Genomic DNA, 17,430 nt, shown 5'->3' on the forward strand with positions numbered 1-17,430 from the left:
CGCCGCGGGCGGTTCCTGCGACAACGCCCGAGAGCGCACCGCAGCAACCGCCCGATGTCGACCGCGCCGGGCTCAGGTGGACTCGGAGTCCGGCTCCTTCTCGGGTTCCGGCGCCGGGACGACGGACAGGATCGCACGCTCGAGCCGCTCGCGCCCGGCCCTGGTGTCGGACTCCGACAGCCGGATACAGAACGCGTCCACCACCGACGAGCCCAGCGTGCTCACCCGCGCCCAGCGCACGTCGGCGCCGTTTCGCTCGAGTACCCGGGCCAACCGGCTGAGCAGGCCCAACCGGTCCTCCGCACGCAGTTCCACGATCACCTGACCCGATTCGTCGGCTCCCTCGGTTTCGAACCAGATCACCCGAGGCGGAGCCTGCGCGTACTGCACCGGAACGGCCGCCGCGGTCCGATCCTCGAGCGGCTGCGTCCCGCGCGACTCCAGCTCCCGCGCGTCCAGTTGCTCGAGGACGTCCACCTCCCCCGCCATCGCCCGGATCAGCTCCTGCCGCAGCAGGCCGGCCTGGGGCGGGGCCCCGAACCGCGGCGCGACGACGAACGAGTTGATCGCCGAGGTGCCGTGGCTGCCCAGCGACGCCGACAGCACACGCAGCGAGTTGAGGGCCAGCACGCCCGCCTCGTGGGACAGCAGTCCGGGCGTGTCGGGCGCGACGACGGTGACCACGAACGTGTGCGCGGCAGACCCGGGATGGAGGGACACATGCACCCCGCCGCGGGCCGCCAGGCCGATCAGCGCAGGATCGATCGGATCCGGCACCGGCAGCTTCTCCCCCGCCATCGCGAGGCGGCAGCGCCGCACCAGCTCACCGATCAGGGACGACTTCCAGTCGCCCCACACACCCGGTCCGGTCGCCAACGAGTCGGCCTCGGCGAGCGCGTGGAGCAGCTCGAGCAGCACCGGGTCGCCGCCCAGCTTGTCCACCACCATCTGCACGGTCCCCGGATCGTCCAGGTCCCGGCGGGTAGCCGTCTGCGCCAGCAGCAGATGGTGCCGCACCATCGCGGTCAGCAGCCCGATGTCCGACGGCCACAGCCCCAGCCGGGTCCCGATCTGCGTGGCCAGTTCGGCCCCGACCTCGCTGTGGTCGCCGCCGCGCCCCTTGCCGATGTCGTGCAGCAGCGCGCCGAGCATCAGCAGGTCGGGGCGCGCGACACGGGTAGTGAGCGCGCCCGCCTGCGCGACGGTCTCCACCAGGTGCCGGTCGACGGTCCACGTGTGGACGGCGTCGCGCGGCGGCAGGTCGCGCACCGCGCCCCATTCCGGCAGCAGCCGTCCCCACAGCCCGGTCCGGTCCAGGGCCTCGATCGTCGGGATCGCCCGCGTGCCCGACCCCAACAGCACCAGTAGGTCGCCGAGTGCGCCCTTGGGCCACGGCTCCCGCAGTTCGGGGGCGCTGTCGGAGAGCCGACTCAGCGTCGACGCGGAGATGGGCATCCCGGTCGACGCCGACGCGGCCGCGACCCGCACCACCAGGCCGGGGTCCCGCTTGGGCCGCGCGTCACGCGCCAGCACCACCTCGCCGGCATGCTCGACGACGCCCTCGTCGATCGGCCGTCGCACGGGAATCCCACGGAGCTTCGAAAGACCGCGCCGCGGAAGCGAATTGTTCGCCGTCCGCAGCCCGACATCCACCGAATAGCTGATGGTTCTGGCGCAGTCGCTGAGCGTGCGGGCCAGATCGAACCGATCGCCGATGCGCAGCGCCGCACCGATCTCGTCGGCGTCCTGCGCCCGCAACTGATCCCGCGAGCGGCCCGCAACCCGGTGCAGTTCGGTGCGCACGTCGAGCAGGCGCCGGTGTGCGAGCGCCAGCCCGCCACCCGGCGCGTCCGGCCCGAGACCGGGCATCCCGTCGGTGAGCTGCGCGATCGACAGTGCGTTGAGCAACTGGACGTCCCGCAGTCCGCCGCGTCCGTTCTTGAGATCCGGCTCGGCGCGGTGCGCGATCTCGCCGCTGCGCGCCCACCGGGAACGCGACTGCTCGACGAGTTCGTCGAAGCGCGAACGAATCCCGGTGCGCCACTGTCGCCGAACGCCACCGATGAGCAGGTGGCTCAGCTCGACGTCGCCGGCGATGTGGCGGGCCTCGAGCATGCCGAGCGTCGCGGTCAGGTCGGCTGTCGCGACCTGCAGGGCCTGCGGGACGGTTCGCACACTGTGATCGAGCTTGATGTGCGCGTCCCACAGCGGATACCACAACTGGTCGGCGACCTGCGAGACCACCGCGGGGTCGACGTCGTCGTGCAGCAGGATGAGGTCCAGGTCGGAGTAGGGCAGCATCTCGCGGCGCCCCAGTCCGCCGACCGCGACGATCGCGAACCCCGAGTCCGGGCGGATGCCCAGTTCGTTTCCTTTTGTGGTGAGCCAGAATTCGTGCAGATCGACCAGGGCGTGGCGCAGCGAGGGGGCGTCGAGACGGTGGTGACGGGAACCGCCCGTCAGCAATTGTTCCCGCGCCCGGGCAAGGTCCCGGGCCTCGTCCGGATGTCCCGACTCCGCACCGCGAGACGCGGACGGCCCCGACCCGGCCGCCGTGGCGGCGACGGGATCAGGGCCGTCGAATCCGGACCCGTGAGGGTCAGAGCGCATCCGAACCTCGTTCCCCGGTTCGCACTCGGACAACCGATTCGACCGGTGTGACCCAGACCTTGCCGTCACCGATCTTGCCGGTGCGGGAGGCCTCGACGATGACCTCGACGACCTTGTCGACCGCGGCGTCGTCGACGACCACCTCGACGCGAACCTTGGGCACGAAGTCGACCGAGTACTCAGCTCCGCGGTAGACCTCCGTATGGCCCTTCTGCCGCCCGTAGCCCTGCACCTCGCTGACCGTCATCCCGAGCACACCTGCCTGTTCGAGGCCGGTCTTGACGTCCTCGAGTGTGAACGGTTTGACAATCGCCGTGATCAGCTTCATCTCTGTATCCCTTCGAAAAGTCTCATGTGCCCGATGTTCACTTTCCTTCAGTATCGCGTCAGGCGAAGTCGTATGCAGTTTCTGCGTGCTCACCCTCGTCGATTCCGCGTGCTTCCTTCTCCTTCGACACCCGCCATCCGAGGGGCTTGAGTGCGAAGGCGATGACCGCGGTGAGAACTGCGGTGAAGGTCAGCGCACAGGCGGCGATCACGATCTGGATCACCAGCTGCTTGTAGTCGCCGCCGTAGAAGAGCCCGGTCTTGGTCGCGAAGAATCCGATCGCGACCGTGCCCCACAGGCCGGAGACCAGGTGGACACCGACGACGTCGAGCGAGTCGTCGTAGCCGAACTTGTACTTCAGGCCCACCGCGAGGGCGGACAGGATGCCGGCGATGGCGCCGAGCACGAGCGAACCGACCGGGCTCAGAGAACCTGCCGCCGGCGTGATCGCGACCAGACCGGCCACGGCGCCCGATGCCGCACCCAGGCTCGTCGCCTTGCCGTCGCGGATCCGCTCGGTGGCGAGCCAGCCGAGGATCGCGGCCGCGGTGGCCGAGGTGGTGTTGACCCAGGCGAGACCGGCAGCACCGTCGGCGGCGAAGGCCGAACCGGCGTTGAATCCGAACCAGCCGAACCACAGCAGCGCGGCGCCGAGCATCACGAGCGGCAGGTTGTGCGGACGGAACGCGGTCTTGCCGAAGCCGATCCGCTTGCCGACGATGACCGCGAGCACGAATGCGGCCATGCCGGCGTTGATGTGGACCACGGTGCCGCCGGCGAAGTCGATCGGTGCGACCTGCGCGACCAGACCGCCCTCACCGTCGTCCATGGTTCCGAAGATCTTGGCGGCCAGTCCGTTCTCGGAGCCGGAGAGCAGCCCGCCGCCCCACACCATGTGTGCCAGCGGGAAGTAGACCACCGTCACCCAGATCGCGGAGAACGCCATCCACGTGCCGAACTTGACGCGCTCGGCCAGTGCGCCGCTGATGAGCGCGGTGGTGATGATCGCGAACGTCACCTGGAACGCGATATCGATGACATTCGGGTAACCCCATGCGCCGGCGATGAAGTTGCCGTCGGCGTCGGTGATGCTGTCCTTCAGGCCGAAGAACTCGAACGGGTTCGCGAAGACCCCGCCGATGTCCTCGGTCCCGTAGGACATCGACCAGCCCCACAGCACGTAGATGACGCCGATCACGGCCATGGACCCGAACGACATCATCATCATGTTCAGGACCGATTTGGACCGCGACATCCCGCCGTAGAATAACGCGACGCCGGGTGTCATCAACAGCACCAGCGACGCGGCCATCAGCATCCATGCGGCGTTGCCGGAGCTCGCCAACACTTCCTCGGGACTCACTAGAACCTCCCTCTCGCGCGCCGGGCAGCACGTCGTCATGGAGAAGAGTGGTCACGCGGTGTTTCCGGCAGGGCTCTCGGCTGTTTCGCGTAGGTGAACGCATGGCCAGACTATGTTGCGGGCACGTTTCATCAGGGAGTTTTCGCGAGGATCCTGCCCGTTACGAGCCCAACTGCTCGCGCATATCGACGCCCAACCACCCCGGAACGGGACGCTTCGGACCCGGCGAACAGTACGCATCCGGGGCCTCCGGACAGAAGCCGAGCGGGGCGATTCCGGCATTGATTCCCTGTCCTGCCCAAGGGATTCCCGCCGCCTTGTTCACCACGAGGGCGGACGATCCACCGCCGTCGAGCCCCACGGTCAGGTCGGCGCCGAGCGCCCGGTACAGATCCTGCACGTTCCCGAGGGTGAAGCCGTCCGGCTCGTTCGATCCGCCTTGCAGGATGTACAACTGGTCGCGAGCAGTGTTGTAGCCGATGGCGGTTCGGGCCGCGCGTCGGATCGGGTTGTCGACGAACTGGAACTCCCCGGCCGGCCCACGCAGCTTGACGCCCGCGAACGCCGTGAACTCGCGCCCGCCGAACTCCAACTGGTCGACCCGCCGTCTGGTCTCCTCGTTGCTGAACGGGCCTTCGGCGTCGTGCAGCTCGAACGACACCGGCATCGGCAGTCCCGCGACGTTGTCGTCGACGACGAAGAACGTCGACAGCGGCGACCACACCTGCCCGGCACCGTCGCTCAGGCCCTCGGACCCGACGAAGTACCGGTCCCAGAACTTCGAGAAATCCAGGCTCCGCGTCGCCAGGTGAGTGTCGTAGTACGTCCCGAGCGGCGACGAGCACCCGCTGCGTGCCCAACTCGTGCCTTCGGACTACGGGCGCACATCGAAGAAGTTGGTGTTGATCGCAATTGCGGGCTGCCCCATGCGGTTCCACGCATCGACGGGCGGGTACAGCTCCGACGTCTGCTGGATCCCACCGGCGACCGCGGTGGGCGTCGCCTCACATCGCAACGAGTCACCGGCCTTGCGATCCACGAGCAACTCCGACGTGAGCGGTGACCGCGAGGCCCCTGGGATCACGATCAGCCGGCTGTCGGTGCCCATGTCGTAGACGCTGCCGTCCGCACGCTGCATCGGCAGCCGGAAGTCGGGGCCGAACTGGTAGACGACGGGGCTGCCCCCGGCTGCCGCGACGGCGCCGTCGAGCCGCGCCCGGGCATCGGTGAACGGGTCGGCCGACGCGGGGGCGGTGCCCACGAATCCGGCCAGCACAACGGCCCCTGCCGCGGCGGTCAGAAAGGTCCGGACGGTTCGCACTACGCGCCTCCCCCAGCGTGAACTCGTGACCGAGCAACGCGGATGCGCTCGACTCCCCCGACACGTCACGAACAACGGGCCCCAGTAGATCGCTCTACCGAGGCCCGTTGTCCGAGTGCATGTCATCCGTTACGTCGTCGTGACCCCCGTCCGGACAACGCGGACGGAAGGGATCGGCGCACCGGACGAAACCGGCTATCCGAGAAGTGCGTCGACGAACGCCCCCGGCTCGAACGGCGCCAGATCGTCGGCACCCTCGCCGAGGCCGACGAGCTTGACCGGAACGCCCAGCTCGTGCTGGACCTGGAACACGATGCCACCCTTCGCGGTGCCGTCCAGCTTGGTCAGCACGACGCCGGTGATGTCGACGACCTCCGCGAAGACCCGGGCCTGCATCAGGCCGTTCTGCCCGACGGTGGCGTCGAGGACCAGCAGGACGTCGTCGACGGCCGCCTTCTTCTCGACCACACGCTTGACCTTGCCGAGCTCGTCCATGAGGCCTGTCTTGGTGTGCAGGCGGCCGGCGGTGTCGATCAGGACGACGTCGACGCCGTCCTCGATGCCCTTGGCAACCGAGTCGAACGCGATCGCGGCCGGGTCGCCGCCCTCCTTGCCGCGCACCACCTCGGCGCCGACCCGCTCGGCCCACGTCTGCAGCTGATCCGCTGCCGCGGCACGGAACGTGTCGGCGGCACCGAGCAGGACACGGCGGCCGTCGGCGACCAGCACGCGGGCGAGCTTGCCGGTCGTGGTGGTCTTGCCGGTGCCGTTGACACCGACCACGAGCAGCACCGCGGGATGATCACCGTGCGGCAAGGCATGGATGGAGCGATCCATCTCGGGGCGCAGTTCCTCGACGAGCACCTCGCGCAGGAGCGCGCGGGCATCGGCCTCGCTGCGCACGCCGCGGGCCGCCATCTGCTCACGCAGACGTTCCACGACCTTGGTCGTCGTTGCGGTGCCGAGGTCCGCGATCAGCAGGGTGTCCTCGACCTCCTCCCACGAATCCTCGTCGAGGTCACCACCACCGAGCAGGCCGAGCAGGCTCTTGCCGACCGCGTTCTGCGACCGCGACAGCCGACCGCGCAAGCGGTCCAGACGGCCCTCGGTGGGTTCGATCTCCTCGATCGCCGGCGCGGGGGCGGCCTCGACAACAGGTTCGGGCTCGACGACCGGCTCTGGCTCCGCGACCGGCGCGACAGCCGGCTTCTCCTCGACAGCCGGCTTCTCCTCGACAATCGGCTCTGGCTCCGCGACCGGCGCGACGACCGGCTTCTCCTCGACGACCGGCTCCGCCGCGGGGGCGGGCTCGGGCTCGACGACGGGTTCCGGCTCCGCGACGGGCTCGGGGGCGAGCGGCGGCGTGGGCTCCGGGGCAGGTGCGGGCGCGGCCGGCGGGACGGGGGGCGCCGTCGGAGGAACGGGCGGCGCGGCCGGCGGCACCGGGGGTGCTGCCGGCGGCGTCTTCGGCGCGGCCGGGGGCACCTTCGGCGGCGCGGTGGCCGTCGGCCCCTGGCTGAAGTTGAATCCGCCACCGGCTTGATACCCGCCCGAACGGTCCTTCGGCTGCTCCGTCAGCTCCGGCTTTTCGGGCGCGGTCAGGCTGATGCGGCGACGTCGGGCCATGGTGAGGCCGACGACGAGCGCAACGACAAGGACGGCCAGCACGGCCGCTATTGCTATCCAGGCTCCGGTAGTCACCCCAACATCCTGTCAGGCTGCTCGCGGCTGTGACGTGTCCGGGCAAGAGAGGCGACGCGGGGCGGCGATCCGCACGTGACACCCGAGGATCCGATCCCCGGGTGTCACGTGCCGCCGCGGCGCGCCTTCTACAGCAGTCCGGCGATCTCCTCGGCGATCTGTTCGGGGGTGACGGTCGGCTCGAAGCGGCGAACGACCTCGCCGTCGCGGTCGACGAGGAACTTCGTGAAGTTCCACTTCACCTCGTCGGTGCCGATCGCCTCGGGACGGGTCTTGCTGACGTGCTCGTAGAGGAATCCGTGGTCCGGCCCGAAGTCGCCCGGGGCGGCGGCGCGCAGGTACGTGAACAGCGGGTGCGCGTCGTCGCCGTTGACCTCGAGCTTGGCGTACACCGGGAAGGTGACGTTGTAGTTGACGCTGCAGAACTGCTGGATCTCGGCGTCGTCGCCGGGTTCCTGGTCCCCGAACTGATTGCACGGGAACCCGACGACCTGAAGCCCGCGATCCTTGTTCGCCCCGTAGAGCGCCTCGAGCCCCTCGTACTGCGGGGTCAGTCCGCACTTGCTGGCCACGTTGACGATCAGCAGCAACCGGCCCTTGTAGGTACTCAGATCCTCGGTTGTTCCGTCCGCGGTCTTCACCGGGAAATCGTGGGCGTTCATCGGTTCTCCCATTCGTCTACTCATCGAGTGTTATCGAGTGCGGACACGCGGTCGCGTGCACGTGGATGAAGGTTCCGGCGTCACCCGGCGACCAGGTCCTGACCGCGCAGCCTCTGCGAGATCACGGTGGTGATGCCGTCGCCGCGCATGCTCACGCCGTACAGCGCGTCGGCCACCTCCATCGTCGGCTTCTGGTGCGTGATGACGATCAGCTGCGACTTCTCCCGCAACTGCTCGAACAGACCGATCAGTCGACGCAGGTTGGTGTCGTCGAGTGCGGCCTCCACCTCGTCCATGACGTAGAACGGCGACGGCCGGGCCCGGAAGATCGCGACGAGCATCGCGACCGCGGTGAGCGACTTCTCGCCACCGGACAGCAGCGACAGCCGCTTGACCTTCTTGCCGGGTGGCCGGGCCTCGACCTCGATGCCGGTGGTGAGCATGTCTGACGGGTCGGTGAGCACCAGGCGGCCCTCGCCGCCGGGGAACAGCTTCGCGAACACCTCGACGAACTCGCGCTCGACGTCGGCGTAGGCCTCGGTGAACAGCTCGAGGATGCGGGTGTCGACATCGACGACGACGCCGAGGAGATCCTTGCGCGCGTTCTTCACGTCCTCGAGCTGGGTGGACAGGAAGTTGTAGCGCTCCTCGAGCGCCGCGAACTCCTCCAGCGCCAGCGGGTTGACCTTGCCGAGCGTCGCGAGGTCCTTCTCGGCCCGCTTCGCGCGACGTTCCTGCGTCGCGCGGTCGTACGGTACCGGCGCGGGCCTGGTGACCTGCTCCCCGCGCTCGCGGGCCTGCTCGTACTCGGCGATCTCGAGCTCGGTGGGCGGCAGTGGGACGTCGGGCCCGTACTCGGCGATCAGGTCGTCGAGTGCGATGGCGTACTGCTCGAGGATCGCCTGCTCGAGCTGTTCGATCCGCAGCGCGGCCTGCGCGCGGGCCACCTCGTCGCGGTGGACCGCGTCGGTGAGCGACGCCATCTGCGCGGTGAGCTGCCGGACCTGTTCCCGGACGGCCTCGACCTGTTCGGTGTGAGCGGCGCGCAGGCGGGCGAGTTCGTCCCGATGGGCGGCGGCCGCTGCGACCACCCGTTCGAGTCGTCCCGCGATCCGTCCACCGGCGTCGGCCACGGCGGCCGCGACAGCGGCCGCGGTCTGCCGGGCCCGCAACGCCCGTTCCGCGCGGGCTCGGGCCTCACGCTCGGCCTGGGCCGCCCGGCGGAGCGAATCAGCCTTGCCGCGAACGGATTCCGCACGTTCCTCGGCGGTGCGGACCGCGAGTCGTGCCTCCACCTCGACCGCGCGCACCTCGGTCAGAGCCGCAGCGGCTGCTTCACGCTCGAGGGTGGTGGCGTCGGGACCGTCGGCATCGGCCGGATCCCCACCCGACTGCTCCTCCTCGGCCCGCCGCAACCGTCCCTCGAGTTCCGCGAGCGACGCCAGGGTCTCGTCCCGGCCGGTCTCCGCCTTCAGCCGCTGCGCGACGAGCCGCTCGGATTCGGCGTGCGCGGCCCGGACAACCTGCCCCAGCCTCCCCAACTGCTCGTAGACCGCGGACAGCGCGGCGTCGGACTCGTGCAGCGCGGCCAGGGCCTGCTCGGTGACCTCGGCCCGATCGGCCTGTTCGGCGACCGCGCCGGCGAGCGCCGCCGTCAACTCCTCGGCACGCCGCTCGGCGGCCTCGAGGCCGGCGACGGAGGTGTCGATCGCGGCCTGCACCTCGAGCGTGCTGGGCCGACGGTCCGAGCCGCCGGTGATCCAGCCGGCCCCGACGAGGTCGCCGTCGCGGGTCACCACACGCACCGACGGCATCGCCCGCACCAGTTCGGTGGCGTCGTCGAGCGAGTCGACAACCGCGACGCCCGCGAGGAGCGCCGTGATCCCGGAGCGCACCGACTCGGGGCACTCGACGACGTCCGCAACCCACTTCGCCGTCCCAGTCAGCGTGGGACGTGTTGTACTACCGCGGTTTTCGATCGTGAAAACGATTGCGGCCCGTCCGCCGTCCGCGGCCTTGAGCTCCTGCACCGCACTCGCGGCGGCAGCGGCGGACTCCGCGACGATCGCGTCGGCCGCGGGGCCCATGACGGCGGCGACGGCAGCCTCGAAACCCGCGTCGACGCGGATCAACTCGGCCACCACACCCGTCAGGCCCAGGTCAGCGTGATGCTCGAGCAGCCACGCGCCACCGTCCTGGCGTTCGAGACCCATCGACAGGGCGTCGATCCGAGCCTTCAGCGACGCCACTTCCTGACCCGCGGCACGCTCGGCCGCCTGCAGTTCGGTGACCCGGTCGGTCACGAGAGTCAGTGCCGCGACGGCACGTTCGTGGTGGCCGTCCAGACCCACCTCGCCGGCGTCGAGGTCGTCGACCGTGGCCTCGACGGCGTCGAACTCGGTCTGCGCCGCGTCCCCGCGCTGTCGGGCCTCGTCGATCGCGACGTCGAGGCGGGCGACCTCAGCGTCCACGGATTCTGCCCGGGTCCGCAATGTGTCGACCTGCCCCGACAGCCGGGCCAGTCCTTCACGTCGGTCCGCGATCGCCCGCACCGCCGCGAGGTGGGCGCGCTCGGCGTCGGCAGCGGCCTCCTCACGTTCGGCGAGTTGCTCGCGGGCCGCCTCCAGGGTGGCGCGCGCGATCTCGACCGCCGCGACGAGTTCGGCCTCCTCCTGCGCGATCCGCTCGGCGCGGGCCTCCATCTCGTCCGGATCCTGTCCGCGACCGGCGTCCGGCTCGGCGTCGAGATGACGCGCCCGCTCCTGCGCGATCCGGATCGTGGCACTCACCCGTTCGGCCAGCGCCGACAGCTGGAACCATGTCTGGCCCGCGGCCTCGGCCTGCGGTGTCAGGCGGGCGAGGGCCTGCTCGTGCCCACCGAGTTCGGCGGTGGCCGCCTCGAGCGCGGCCTGCACCGCTTCCTGCTGCTGCCGGGCGAGCTTCTCGTCGTGCGTCTGGCTGGCGAGTTCGGTGCGCCGCGTGACGAGGTCGTCGGCGGCCAGTCTCAGGCGCGCGTCGCGCAGGTCCGCCTGCACGCTCTGCGCTCGCCGGGCGACCTCGGCCTGCCGGCCGAGCGGCTTGAGCTGTCGACGCAACTCCGCGGTGAGGTCGGTGAGCCGCGCGAGGTTGGCCTGCATCGCATCGAGCTTGCGGACGGCCTTTTCCTTGCGCTTGCGGTGCTTGAGGACACCCGCGGCCTCCTCGATGAACGCCCGCCGGTCCTCCGGACGGGATTCGAGGATCGCGGACAACCGCCCCTGACCGACGATGACGTGCATCTCGCGGCCGATGCCGGAGTCACTGAGCAGTTCCTGCACGTCCATCAGCCGACACGAGTTGCCGTTGATCTCGTACTCGCCGGCGCCATCGCGGAACATGCGCCGCGTGATGGACACCTCGGAGTACTCGATCGGCAGCGCGCCGTCGGAGTTGTCGATCGTCAGCGTCACCTCGGCGCGACCCAGCGGCGCGCGGCCGGCGGTACCGGCGAAGATGACGTCCTGCATCTTGCCGCCGCGCAGCGCCTTCGCGCCCTGCTCGCCCATCACCCAGGTGAGAGCGTCGACCACGTTGGACTTGCCCGAACCATTGGGGCCGACGACGCACGTGATGCCGGGCTCGAACCGCAGAGTCGTGGCAGACGCGAAGGATTTGAAGCCCTTCAACGTCAGACTCTTCAGGTGCATGACGGTGGACTCTACCGGCGGATCAGCGCTCGACGAACCCGGAAAGGCCCCCGCGTGCCGCGCCGAAGTGCTCGACGACGAGCGTCACACTGCCCGGCGTCTGCCCCGACCGCAGCAGCGCCAGGAGCCGCTCGAGCGCATCGCGCGGCCCCTCGGCGATCACGAGCACCCGGCCGTCGACGTGATTGGTCGCATGGCCGGACAGACCCAGTTCGAGGGCGCGCGCCCGGGTCCACCACCGGAATCCGACACCCTGGACATATCCGTGGACCCAGGCGGTGAGGCGTTCGGTGTCGGGACTCATGACGGCAATTATCCGACGGGCGCCGTGAGCCTGCGGACGTGCGGGCCATCGGCTCGGCCGCGCCCCATCCCGAGAACCCCCATGCCGGCCACCGGTCCGCAGTGCCCGTCGTCTGCAATGCCGGATCAGTCCTACCGGACCCGCGGAGCGTTGCGATGCGAAGTGATCACAGTGGTCGATTCACGCCACGCTACTGATCAGCAAATATATCGTGGTCGTCATGTCGCGGCCACATGGTCAGACGTGGCCCATTCCAGTGGGGGTTGAGCATGTCGCCAAGGGGCCTGTCACGCACCGCCGTAGCGCTACTCGCTGTTGCACTGACGTGTGCTGCGGCGCCGGCCGCCCTCGCAGAACCAACGGGCGACCCCTTCTACCGATATGACGGCACCGCACCATTGGCGTCCTACGAGCCTGGTGCGGTTCTCAAGACACGCAGCGTGCCGTACCACGTGGTCAACGTCCCGACACCGGTGCAGGCAGTGCAGGTGCTCTACCGATCGACCGACGCCCTCGGGCAGCCGTCCGCAAATGTGACCTCGATCCTGCGACCGGAGAATGCCCAGCCGAACAGAGTCGTTTCCTACCAGTCCTTCTACGACTCGCTGAACCCTGAGGACGGCCCGTCGAGAGCAATCGCCGGCGACATCACGATCGGTGGTGTGACCCCCAGCGGGCGCAACCCCAACATCGGCGGCACACTCCCCTCCGTCGAAACGGCCGTGTTCGGCCCACTGTTCGCGGCGGGCTACACGATCGTCGTCGCCGATACCGAGGGTCCGGATGCGCACTTCGCTGCCGGACCCGAGTACGGCATGATGACCCTCGATTCCCTACGCGCCGCCCGCAACGTTCCCGAAACCGGAATCACCGACGACGCCAAGATCGGCCTGATGGGGTATTCCGGTGGTGCGATCGCCACCAACTGGGCATCGATCCTCGCGCCCGAATATGCACCGGATATCAACGACGATCTGATCGGTGCCGCCCAGGGCGGCGTGCTCGTCAATCCGGTCAACAATCTCCGATACGCCAGCGGAAGCATCGGATGGGGCGGTGTTGTCGGAATGGGCGTGGTCGGTGTGGCCCGTTCGTACGACATCGACTTCAGCCCGTATCTCAGCGACCGGGGACGTGAGGTCATGGCTCGACTGGACGACGCGTCGATCAGCAATGTGATCGGGCAATATCCCGGCCTGACCTGGCAGGATCTCGTCAAACCGGAGTACGCGGATCCCAACTCGATTCCCGAGTACGTCGATGCCGTCAACCGGATCAACATGGGTACCGCGCCGATACCCACGATCCCGATGTTCATCGCTCAGGCAGCCAACGGAACCCTCGAGGGCACCCAACCGGGTGGCCCCGGTATCGGAGCGGGTGACGGCATCATGGTCACGGGAGATGTCCGTAGCCTCGCCATCAGATACTGCGACGCCGGACTGCCTGTTCAGTACGACCAGTACGACACCATCAGCCATTCCCCCGGCGGCGCGCTCTGGCTACCGGGCGCCCTCGTCTGGATCAACGACCGATTCGACGGTAAGCCCGCCCCGTCCAACTGCGCGAGCATCGCACCCGGGAATTCCCTTGCGCCACAAGAACACGCCAACCCCTGACCTGTCGCATCACATCCGCAGAACAGCGGGGTCGCACTCGACGTCGTCAGAGACCTCCGATACGCCGACCACCAACCCGAGCAGCCTCCGTCAGATATCGAATGCGATGACGTCCGGCCGCCGGTCGGCCACTACACGAGCATCGACTCGGAGGACGACTCGAAGGCCGGCCCAGCGAATTCGAACTTGGGACCGAACAGGTCGTTCAGCGGTCTTCAGGATGAGGGTGTTCGGTGCTCGGAATCTCGGTGACACGCCACCCTGCGAAGAATCGACGGGCGTTCACGAGATAGTTCCTCAGATGCCGGAAGAGCGCCGATACCTCCCAAAACTGCATGTTCATACCCAATGGCCTCATACCGAGAGTGCAGTCATATCAGTCCGCTTCCGGTAACRCAGCCGCCTTGCGAACCGGGTAGGGACACCCCCCACTAGGTCGTGTCTGACAAAGCCTTTGTCCAGTCGATGACCGCCCGTGCTCGATACAGTGATCGAATGCTCATTTCCGCTGACGTGATCGACGTCCTGGACCCGATGTCGGGTCTCGTTTTTGCCGGCGAGGCGGGTGGGCGTCTGACTTTCGCGCTGTGGCGAGACGGTGCAGTGCGTCTTCTCGACGACAGACTCGCCGAGAACTCGCAGCGAGAGCTCCCTCTGGAGGATGACGTCTGCGTCCTTGCGGCGTCCAGCCTCGATCTGCTCATACTCGCCTCCGCCGGCGGGCTCGTCATCGCCGGAGAGGAAGTGGTCACGGTGCCCGGAATACCCGCCGACGCGGCTGCGCTCCTGGGCGGTCTACTTGTCGTCGCTGTCCCGGACGGCGAGAGGCACCGGCTGCTCGCGCTCGATTCCGCGACCGGGGCGATCCTCGACGACCAGGCGATCGACGCCGACGATGCTCGCGCCTTCCTGTATCAGCATCCTGCCGAAGATACGGCGATTCTCGAGCTCGCCATGGGGCAGGATGGCGTTCTCGCGTTCCGCGTCGATGTCGAGGGATCACGCCTACATCTGACCGAGATCCTCGCAGGAGATGATCCCGTGATCGCGGGCTTCAGTCCGTCGGGCGCGAGGCTACTTGTCACCCCGTATCCAAGCGATCCGCAGACCGTACGGATGCTGTCGTGGCCTGATCTGAAGGAGATCTCACGGCTCGACGCGAGTGACGTCGACGCCGCGTACGGTTTCGGGCTCGCCGGGTGCTGGATCAACGACGACCGAGCCGCCGTGTACGCGACCGAGGACGCATTGATCGTCGCCGACGAGAACTTCGACTCGTCCGAACGCATCGCACTGCCGATCGACTTCGGCGACGAGGGAGAGATCGAAAGCCTCACGCATCTGGGTTCGGGGAACGTCGCCGTCGGCGCGTGGACGCCAGCCGGTCGACTCACCCTCGTCGTGCGCCTCAACGAAGGAAAGGACTGTGACTGACAACTCCTATGTACAGGCGACGACGGCGTTGAGGACGACCGCTGTGAACTGCCAACGAAGTTGGCAAATCCCGGAGCCCTGACCTGCGGTGTGACAACTAGCGTGTCAACGCCAGGGTGCGATCGTGGTCATCGAAGTTGGCAATAGTTCTGTCTGATTCCCAAGGCGGCCTTGGATCTCGTCGGATGCGGTCCACGGCCGACGGCCAGGCTGACCCGCGAGACATTGTCGTCAGCCCGCGCACTCCGTCGACGTCTCAGAGCTCGATGTCTGCCAGGTGTAGCTGTTCAACGGCCTACCCGAAATCTGACTGGTCCATGACAAGGAGACGGCACGAGYGGCTTGCACTGGCGCACCTAGTCGTCCTTCCGTCCACTCACCCGTCGATGATGGTCAGGTTGGCCATGCTGCGCAGTGATGAAACATCTGTGACGTGTGATCCGGAGAGTTCGAGCATTCCCAGATGCGGCAAGCCGGCCAGTGGCGAGACGTCCGTGATCGAGGTCCCCTCGAGGTCGAGCCAGGTCAGGCCCGTCAGGCCCGCCAGCGCAGCCACGTCGACTACCTCGGTCTCCGCGAGTTTGAGGCAGGTGAGGCCGCTCAGGCCCCCCAGGGGGTCGACGTCCCGGAGTGGCGTCCAGCGCAGATCCAGAAACTCCAGTCCGGTCAGACCGGCAAGCGGGGATACATCACTGACTTGCGTTGCGCTGAGGTAGAGGTGGGTGAGACCGTTCAGGCCCGCCAACGGGGACACCTCCCGCACAGGCGACCAGCGCAGGTCGAGCCTCTGCAACGCGGTCAGCGTCGACAGCGGGCGAAGATCGATCACTACCTCCCCGTGCAATCGCAGTTCGGTCAGGTTCGACAGTTCGGACAACGGGGCCAAGTCCGCCACGGGCAGCTGATCAAGCTCGAGAAACTCAGTCCGGGCGATGGCTTCAGCATCCAGAGGTGTCGAGATCGGACGGCCCAGCTGCGCGTTCACCGCAGCAACCACACCAGCCGCCCCACGACGCACGCTACGTCTCGGGCTCATCGTTCCGATCCTTCGCCTGTTCGGGACATGGTCCGGCGGGTCACGCCACCCTGGTTTTCGGGGCCGATGACCTCCGTGAGGAACTGCACCCGCGGGATCGGGGTTCGTGCCGCTTTGACAACTACCTGTCAAATTGCCAACTACGGTGTCAACTGTGACAACTAGCTGTCAAATTGCCAACTACGGTGTCCGTTCACAACCGCGGTGCGGTAGATGACTGCATGCTTGTCGTATCTCGTATCTCGTATCTAGTATCTCGTATCTAGTAGCGAGGCCGCGCCATCGCTTGATCTGGTTTCAGTTTCCTCGCCGAAGCCCCCCGAGGTTCGCCATCTCGGTGTTCGCCACCCACACCGCGATCACTCGACCAGTGTGGACGCGTACGTTGCTGCTGCGCCCGGCGACAAATCTCGGCACACGATAACTGTCTTGCGTCAAGAATCTGGCCGGCGATCACCACTGGGCCAAGTACGCACCCCCTGCCACAGCCTGCCTCTTCGCAGCACGCCCCGCCATGCCACCGCCGCGAGCGCGACTTCATAGCCGCCGATATCGCGATCGGCCGGGAGTCGGGGCAGACGAGCTCTCGGCCAACGACCGTATGTGATCTGCCACGAGAACCGCCACAAACCAGACCGATTTGTCGGCTTCGTCTGCTACCCATAGACCCATGAGACGCACGCTACTGGTAGGAATCGCAGCAACCGCCCTTCTCGTCGCCGGCTGCAGTTCGAACGATTCGGACACGAGTGCTTCCCCCACATCAACTGCTTCTAAGCAACCCGCCGCATCCACCTCGAGCGCAGTGGCCGAGGCAACTTCCTCCGGGAAGGCCCCCTCCGGGCAGGCCCTCTACGACGAAACATGCGAGGACATTGCTGAGTCATTCGCCTCGCTTCGTGAGTTCGCAGAGAGCACGGGAGAGTCGTGGGATGCACAGAAGGCTGCCGACGACTTCATGGCGACCATGAAGGATCAGACTGGCTGGACTGTGCAGTTTGGGGCGGAGAGCGTCACGGTCACCGGAGGCGACCCGAGTCAGGGCATTCGCGTTGATGACTGGGACGACTTGAGCAAGTCCGATCAGGAACAGATCCGAAAGGCCGTCGAGGCCGCCGCAAAGGGCGAATGCTAGGACCAGCACTAACTTGCTGGTGACGACATCGGCCTGTATGGCCAATACCAGCCGCCGGAGACGTAGAACAACGAAAGACGCCCCACCCGTCGACTGAACTGACCCCCGGGAGTTGGACTGAGAAATCAGTTCAGACTCCCGGGGGTCAGTGTTTTGGATAGACGAAGTTCGCTGACGCAAGAGCAGCGCATCGCAGCAGTAGTGTTGTTCGAGAAAGGTGCGGCTTCGAGG

Annotated in this window: 13 protein-coding genes; 3 read left to right on the forward strand and 10 right to left on the reverse strand. The window is 67.7% G+C overall.

Features of this window, described 5'->3' with window-relative positions:
- Positions 1-72: 72 nt before the first annotated feature.
- The 9 genes from AB4Z09_RS17745 to AB4Z09_RS17785 all read right to left on the reverse strand — a co-directional run bounded on the left by AB4Z09_RS17745 (position 73) and on the right by AB4Z09_RS17785 (position 11,975).
- Positions 73-2,610: a [protein-PII] uridylyltransferase gene (locus tag AB4Z09_RS17745; protein WP_442240312.1), complete on the reverse strand. Its 2,538-nt coding sequence runs from the start codon at positions 2,608-2,610 to the stop codon at positions 73-75.
- Positions 2,600-2,938: a P-II family nitrogen regulator gene (locus tag AB4Z09_RS17750; protein ID WP_114724063.1), complete on the reverse strand. Its 339-nt coding sequence runs from the start codon at positions 2,936-2,938 to the stop codon at positions 2,600-2,602. Before AB4Z09_RS17750 ends, AB4Z09_RS17745 begins: the two co-directional genes overlap by 11 nt.
- A gap of 58 nt (positions 2,939-2,996) precedes the next feature.
- Positions 2,997-4,256 (reverse strand): ammonium transporter, encoded by a 1,260-nt coding sequence (locus AB4Z09_RS17755; protein WP_442240318.1) that lies wholly within the window; start codon positions 4,254-4,256, stop codon positions 2,997-2,999.
- Between the two features lie 205 nt (positions 4,257-4,461).
- Positions 4,462-5,025: a phosphodiester glycosidase family protein gene (locus AB4Z09_RS17760; protein ID WP_442240313.1), complete on the reverse strand. Its 564-nt coding sequence runs from the start codon at positions 5,023-5,025 to the stop codon at positions 4,462-4,464.
- Between the two features lie 150 nt (positions 5,026-5,175).
- Positions 5,176-5,622, reverse strand: a complete 447-nt coding sequence (locus AB4Z09_RS17765) for a hypothetical protein (RefSeq protein WP_442240314.1) — start codon at positions 5,620-5,622, stop codon at positions 5,176-5,178.
- Positions 5,623-5,817: 195 nt separating this feature from the next.
- The gene (gene ftsY / locus AB4Z09_RS17770) at positions 5,818-7,323 is read right to left on the reverse strand and encodes a signal recognition particle-docking protein FtsY (RefSeq protein WP_442240315.1); all 1,506 of its coding nucleotides are present in this window, start codon (positions 7,321-7,323) and stop codon (positions 5,818-5,820) included.
- Positions 7,324-7,451: 128 nt separating this feature from the next.
- Positions 7,452-7,985: a glutathione peroxidase gene (locus AB4Z09_RS17775; RefSeq protein ID WP_114724105.1), complete on the reverse strand. Its 534-nt coding sequence runs from the start codon at positions 7,983-7,985 to the stop codon at positions 7,452-7,454.
- 80 nt (positions 7,986-8,065) lie between these two features.
- A complete protein-coding gene (gene smc / locus AB4Z09_RS17780) occupies positions 8,066-11,671 on the reverse strand; it encodes a chromosome segregation protein SMC (RefSeq protein ID WP_442240316.1) in 3,606 nt (1,201 codons plus the stop codon).
- A 22-nt stretch (positions 11,672-11,693) separates the two neighbouring features.
- Positions 11,694-11,975, reverse strand: a complete 282-nt coding sequence (locus AB4Z09_RS17785) for an acylphosphatase (protein ID WP_114724059.1) — start codon at positions 11,973-11,975, stop codon at positions 11,694-11,696.
- Between the two features lie 269 nt (positions 11,976-12,244).
- On the opposite strand from AB4Z09_RS17785, the gene AB4Z09_RS17790 reads away from it, so the two are divergent.
- Both AB4Z09_RS17790 and AB4Z09_RS17795 read left to right on the forward strand, forming a co-directional pair.
- The gene (locus tag AB4Z09_RS17790; RefSeq protein ID WP_114724058.1) at positions 12,245-13,594 is read left to right on the forward strand and encodes a lipase family protein; all 1,350 of its coding nucleotides are present in this window, start codon (positions 12,245-12,247) and stop codon (positions 13,592-13,594) included.
- Between the two features lie 495 nt (positions 13,595-14,089).
- Positions 14,090-15,028, forward strand: coding sequence for a hypothetical protein (locus AB4Z09_RS17795; protein WP_442240317.1), 939 nt, complete (start codon positions 14,090-14,092; stop codon positions 15,026-15,028).
- Positions 15,029-15,404: 376 nt separating this feature from the next.
- Here AB4Z09_RS17795 and AB4Z09_RS17800 read toward each other — a convergent pair whose 3' ends face one another.
- Positions 15,405-16,013 (reverse strand): leucine-rich repeat domain-containing protein, encoded by a 609-nt coding sequence (locus tag AB4Z09_RS17800; protein ID WP_174911596.1) that lies wholly within the window; start codon positions 16,011-16,013, stop codon positions 15,405-15,407.
- A gap of 721 nt (positions 16,014-16,734) precedes the next feature.
- Here AB4Z09_RS17800 and AB4Z09_RS17805 point away from each other — a divergent pair.
- Complete coding sequence (locus AB4Z09_RS17805) at positions 16,735-17,199, forward strand: hypothetical protein (protein ID WP_147283604.1); 465 nt, start codon at positions 16,735-16,737, stop codon at positions 17,197-17,199.
- Positions 17,200-17,430: the final 231 nt, after the last annotated feature.

The organism is Rhodococcus sp. TAF43, assembly GCF_052113525.1.
Taxonomy (GTDB): Bacteria; Actinomycetota; Actinomycetes; order Mycobacteriales; family Mycobacteriaceae; genus Prescottella.